General features: G+C 46.3%; 6 protein-coding genes. 5 read left to right on the top strand and 1 reads right to left on the bottom strand.

Annotated features, from left to right (window positions below):
* Both WBV75_RS01490 and WBV75_RS01485 read left to right on the top strand, forming a co-directional pair.
* On the top strand, window positions 1-242 hold a 242-nt coding region (locus tag WBV75_RS01490), incomplete at its 5' end, for an SDR family oxidoreductase (RefSeq protein WP_424118889.1).
* A 239-nt stretch (window positions 243-481) separates the two neighbouring features.
* Window positions 482-706, top strand: coding sequence for a hypothetical protein (locus WBV75_RS01485; RefSeq protein ID WP_424118888.1), 225 nt, complete (start codon window positions 482-484; stop codon window positions 704-706).
* Window positions 707-803: 97 nt separating this feature from the next.
* Here WBV75_RS01485 and WBV75_RS01480 read toward each other — a convergent pair whose 3' ends face one another.
* Window positions 804-1,376 (bottom strand): fasciclin domain-containing protein, encoded by a 573-nt coding sequence (locus WBV75_RS01480; protein ID WP_424118887.1) that lies wholly within the window; start codon window positions 1,374-1,376, stop codon window positions 804-806.
* A gap of 240 nt (window positions 1,377-1,616) precedes the next feature.
* Here WBV75_RS01480 and WBV75_RS01475 point away from each other — a divergent pair, with 240 nt between their 5' ends.
* From WBV75_RS01475 to WBV75_RS01465, 3 genes are read left to right on the top strand one after another with little or no spacing between them, the layout of a single operon-like run.
* Window positions 1,617-2,666 carry an NAD(P)-dependent alcohol dehydrogenase gene (locus WBV75_RS01475; protein ID WP_424118886.1) on the top strand — a complete coding sequence of 350 codons (1,050 nt, stop codon included), beginning with the start codon at window positions 1,617-1,619 and terminating at the stop codon, window positions 2,664-2,666.
* A 6-nt stretch (window positions 2,667-2,672) separates the two neighbouring features.
* A complete protein-coding gene (locus tag WBV75_RS01470; protein WP_424118885.1) occupies window positions 2,673-3,845 on the top strand; it encodes a DUF819 domain-containing protein in 1,173 nt (390 codons plus the stop codon).
* A gap of 60 nt (window positions 3,846-3,905) precedes the next feature.
* Window positions 3,906-4,823 (top strand): EamA family transporter, encoded by a 918-nt coding sequence (locus WBV75_RS01465; protein WP_424118884.1) that lies wholly within the window; start codon window positions 3,906-3,908, stop codon window positions 4,821-4,823.
* Window positions 4,824-4,840: the final 17 nt, after the last annotated feature.

The raw sequence follows: 4,840 nt of genomic DNA, 5'->3' as shown, positions 1-4,840 counted from the left end.
CCCGTTCTTTTGGTAAAGCGGGAATCACCTCCTTTGTTATTGCTCCCGGATTTACACGTACCGCCATGGCTGATTCTTTCATCGCCAGCCATGGAGAAGCTTTACTATTAGATGAGATTGCCTTGCCTGAACTCACCCGGCCATCCCATATTGCACCTTTCACAGCGTTTATATGTAGCGGGCAGATGGACCATGCCACAGGTACAGTTATTGACTTTAATGCGGGGAGTTATATGCATTAAAAGTAGGGAGAAGGAACAGTTCCAGGTTCAATTGTTTAAACATTTGTTAAGAGAATTGAACAAAATAAAGAGATGTTGTATCTTTCTCCAAAAGTTCTTTGATTCTATAGACCGGAAGAAAAATCCCCTTCTATCTCAAAAGCGCTCACAGCTGTTTTCAAGTATAAGGGAAAGCTGAAAATTCCGGTTTCAGATTCTGGAGCGATTTTTGATTAAACCTTTAAAAAAAACGGAAGACTATGGAGTTACTACTGCAGAAAGCCGAGGAGTTTGAAAGCCGGAAATGGTCCAGAATCACTACTAGTGAACGCGTTCAGGCTTCCCGTGAATTAAAAGATCTGATCCTGGAGATCAATGAAGTATATAAGAAATCACGTGATCAGCACTTAATGGAAGTGATGAAACGATTGACGACCATTAAAAAGAAAGTTGAGAAAAGACTGAAAATGCGGATCGACGTATAAGTTGAATCGGGATTTAAATTGCTATGAAAAAAAATACCGCCTTTTTGGGCGGTATTTTTTATGGATATAGGGAAACTTTTTATTTGAGAAGTACTCCTTATTTAGGAAGCACTACTGAATCGATAACGTGGATCACTCCGTTTGACGCAGCAACATCCGTAGCTGTGACTTTGGCCGAATTTCCATTGGCATCCTTTACCATTACCGCACCATCGACTAAACTCAGAGTGAGTTTTTGCCCGTTTGCAGTTTGTACTGAAAATGCATTGTTGTTGCTTTGAATCGCTTTAACGACATCAGCAGCCATAAACTTACCTGCCACTACATGGTAAGTAAGCACATTTTTCAGTCCTTCTTTATTTTCGGGCTTTAAGAGTGTTTCCACCGTTCCGTCAGGTAGTTTTGCAAAGGCGTCATTGGTTGGGGCAAAGACTGTGAAAGGCCCTGCACTTTCCAAAGTTCCTACAAGGTCGGCTGCAGCAACCGCTTTTACCAGGGTAGAAAATACTTCATTACTGCTGGCTACACCTACAATAGTAGGAGTTTGTACTTCAATACGTACGGGCTGATTCGCTTTTTCCGATGTGGCAGCCATTTCATTTCCCTGGGCACTAACGACGGAGGCGACTCCGATAAAAGCAAGGAAAAGGGTTGATTTTAAAAATTTCATTTGATCTAGTGTTTTAAGATTAGGAAGCGAAAGTAGACAATGAATTCAAGGAGAAGTATTAAATATTGTCTAAATATTTAGATAAATAGTTAAACATTATACAATATTGGCCCAAATATATGCACTCCTGATAATGAAAGCACCATTCGTCAAAAAACAACCAGATCTTTCTATAGATGTCCAATTAATAATATCTTTAGAAAAACGGATTTAGAACACTATCAAAATACATTGAAAACTATGAGCACCAAAATAACCGCCTATGGAACCCAGGCTGCAGACGCCAACCTCGAAAAAATGAGTATAAACCGGAGAACTCCGGGGAAACGCGATGTGCATATTGAAATCCTCTATTGCGGAGTCTGCCACAGTGATATACATACCGCGAGAAACGAATGGTTAAATTCCACCTATCCCGTGGTTCCCGGCCATGAGATTATCGGAAGAGTACTTGAAGTGGGTTCAAAGGTGAGGCGCTTTGATACCGGGGATTTGGTCGGCGTGGGGTGTATGGTGGATTCTTGTGGAGATTGCCCCTCCTGCAAAAGGGATCTGGAGCAATTTTGTGAAAATGGCTGTACCTGGACCTATAATAGTCCGGAACCTCATTTTGGACGCACTTACGGAGGCTATTCCACCCATATTGTCGTAGATCAGGATTTTGTACTCAAAATCCCTGAAAACATTGATGTACGTGGTGCAGCTCCGTTGCTCTGTGCTGGAATTACGACCTGGTCTCCATTAAAACACTGGAAGGTTGGCCGAAAAGACCGGGTAGGGGTAGTCGGCCTTGGGGGCCTTGGGCATATGGGGATTAAATTTGCCAATGCCCTTGGGGCACATGTGGTCATGATCACCCGTTCTCCGGACAAAGCAAGTGATGCCGAGGCGTTGGGAGCACACGAAGTCCTTATTTCCACAGATGCCAAAGCAATGCAGGCCCAGGCCAATTCGTTTGATTTTATTCTCAACACTATCCCGGTCGGCCACGAGATGGATCCATATATTGGATTGCTCAAAATTGATGCGACCATGGTTCTGGTAGGGGCGGTGGAACCCCTAAAACCCTTTCACGGGGGTGGGGTGATGATGGGTCGTAAACGCATAGCCGGTTCCCTGATCGGCGGTATTGCAGAGACCCAGGAGATGTTGGATTTCTGCGGGAAACACAACATCGTTTGCGATGTGGAAATGATCGGGATGCCGGAGATCAATCAGGCCTATGAGCGGGTGGTGGCCTCAGATGTCAAATACCGTTTTGTCATCGATATGCAGTCGTTAAAAGAATAGCGGCGGATGGCCTTTGTCGAAACCCCCGTCTATCTCATTTTTGTCCTCTCTGTCGTCCTTTTCTTATCCGAATGGGCGAGTCGGAAACCCCGGTTTAAAGCTTTTGGAATCGCCCTGCTGGTCCTGGTCCTTGGAGCCGTTTTCTCCAATGTGGGCCTGTTGCCCAGCCAGGCTAACCCCACATATGATTTTATTTTTGAATACGTCGCCCCGGCTTCACTTTTCCTGATGCTCCTTGACGTAAACCTCACCCAACTCAAAAAGACGGGTCTTCCCATTTTAATCCTCTTTCTGCTTGGAAGCCTGGGAACTGTACTGGGTGTTTTTACAGCAACACTCGTTATAAAGGACGGTCCTTTGTTCGAAGGGCTCTATCCCGCCCTGGCCGGAATGTTGGCCGGCACATACACCGGGGGAAGTATCAATTTTAATGCTGTTGCCCTTCATTACAGGGTGATGGACCAGGGCCTGGTTTATACCAGTGCAGTAGCTGCAGATAATGTGGTAACCACATTGTGGTTTTTTGTAACCATTGCCGTCCCGGTTTTTCTTGGGCGCTGGTTTCCCCTTAAAAAATTCAAACCACGTAACCCCGATGCAGCAAAGACTCCGGAAGCAGGTAATCTCGAAATCGTGGAAGATGACTCCGCGCGTTTAAATATTCAAAGCCTGTCCCTCTGGATTGGATTGAGTGCCCTGGGATTGTTGCTCACAGCCATACTGACCGATTTTTTTAAGGCACAGGGCTGGAATATCCCGGGAATGATTGTGATAACCACCCTGGCGTTACTCCTCGCTCAAATCCCTGTGCTGCACCGTCAAAAAGGGAATATGTTCCTCGGGAGTTGGGGCGTTTATCTGTTTCTGGCTGTCGTCGGTGCCTTTTGCGATTTCAACGCCCTGGGGGAAGCCGGAGCCCTGGCTTTGTTACTGCTGGGCTTTATTGGAATAACGATGCTGGGGCATGGGCTGGTGGTCTTTTTGGGATGCTATTTACTGAAGTATGACTGGGATATGGCAGCCATAGCCTCCCAGGCGAATGTCGGGGGAGGGACCACAGCTATGGCACTGGCCAAGAATTTTGGGCGAAATGAACTCATACTGCCCTCCATCCTCATTGGCTCCCTTGGAAATGCCCTGGGCACTTACCTCGGGTTTATGGTTGCCGGGCTACTCTGATACCCGCTGATTTTCGTTCAGGACGACACTTTTTGAAACGGAATAACGTATTATTGCCACATGGAAAACCGATCGCAACTTCCTCTAATTATCGGGGCATTTTTTGCCATTTATGTGATCTGGGGCTCCACCTATCTCCTCAACAAAATCGCTGTGGCACAGCTCGCTCCATTTATGCTGGCGGGGTTCCGGTTTCTGGTGGCGGGTATTTTGATATTTGGTATTGCCCTGGCCCTGGGTAAGTCCCTTCGTATCACCAAACGGCAGTTTTACAATGTGACCCTGGCCGGGTTCCTGTTCCTGAGTTTCGGAAATGGCACTGTCGTCTGGGCCCTGAAGTACGTGGACAGTAATTTTGCGGCCCTGGAAATATCGGCCCAACCCCTGGTCATCCTCCTTATGATGTGGCTTTTGCAAGGCAAGAAAATCCAACCCATGTCTTTGGTGGGAGTTGCCCTGGGAATTCTTGGAATCTATTTGCTGATCAACCAAAACACTGTGGTACAGCAGGAGAATTCGCTCCTGGGGATTGCAATGATATTTTCAGCCATGCTCGCCTGGGGATACGGCAGTTTGTTTGTGGGTAAGGCAGACCTGCCTTCCAATTATTTTGTCAATACGGGATATCAAATGATCACGGGAGGGGTCATCCTTTGTTTTATGAGCCTGGCCTTTGGGGAAAAGTGGCTTCCCCTGCGGTACTGGGAGGTGGATACCTCCTGGGCCATGGTACTCTTAATTGTGTTTGGAAGCATCGTAGCCTTTACCTCTTTCAACTACCTGCTCAAAGTTGTTTCACCTGAAAAAGTGGCTACAAATACCTATGTAAACCCAATTGTCGCCATGTTTTTGGGCTGGTATTTTCTTGGTGAATCCATTTCCGCCCAATCTATAACAGCTGCAGTCATCTTACTCACAGGAGTGTATTTTATCAATACAAAAAAGAAGATAGCAGGCCTTCGCCGGTTTCGCAGATAGCGGGTTACGCCTTTGGG

The organism is Robiginitalea sp. (genome assembly GCF_049588695.1).
Classification (GTDB): domain Bacteria; phylum Bacteroidota; class Bacteroidia; order Flavobacteriales; family Flavobacteriaceae; genus Robiginitalea.
This window is presented reverse-complemented; position numbering and strand designations above follow the sequence as displayed.